The sequence below is a fragment of the Oxobacter pfennigii genome (assembly GCF_001317355.1).
GTDB lineage: Bacteria > Bacillota > Clostridia > Clostridiales > Oxobacteraceae > Oxobacter > Oxobacter pfennigii.
Map to the genome: position 1 here is coordinate 1 of NZ_LKET01000061.1, position 608 is coordinate 608.

2 tRNA genes are annotated in these 608 nt (G+C 42.9%); both read left to right on the forward strand.

From position 1 onward, the window contains the following. Positions 1–78 precede the first annotated feature (78 nt). Positions 79–154 (forward strand) — tRNA-Ala (locus OXPF_RS18690). 7 nt (positions 155–161) lie between these two features. Continuing rightward, positions 162–238 (forward strand) — tRNA-Ile (locus OXPF_RS18695). Positions 239–608: the final 370 nt, after the last annotated feature.

Below are 608 nucleotides of genomic sequence, written 5' to 3' on the forward strand. Positions count from 1 at the left end.
TACTTCTTAAGTCGAGACACATATCTTACACTGTTTAATTTTGAGGGACCATATTTTAATAGTTCCTCATAATATCCCGGGGGTGTAGCTCAGCTGGGAGAGCACCTGCCTTGCAAGCAGGGGGTCATCGGTTCGATTCCGTTCATCTCCACCATAAATATGGGTTCATAGCTCAGCTGGTTAGAGCACACGCCTGATAAGCGTGAGGTCGGTGGTTCGAGCCCACTTGAACCCACCATGGAGTATAATACTCCTAAAGTCTCCAGTTTACTGGAGGCTAGAATGGGGACATATCTTCTGAAGATAAGGTCTCTAAGGTTATAGGATACACTCAAGAAGATGTGTCCCCTAACCGCTGAACCTTGAAAACTGCATAATGTAGAGAAATTGAATGCGCTAAGACGAAGATAGAAAGAATATCGGCTATGTGTAACATAGCTTAGGAGTTTGCGAGACTTCTTGGAAGCCTAGCAAACATCCACATTTGGGTATTTTCAAATCTAAGTCGTAGGGTAGACAATTTCGCCAAGAATAAATCAAGTGTCTGTTAAATGTAAGGGGACACATCTTAAAAGAAAGATGAGAACCTTGCAGCAGAGGATACAGAA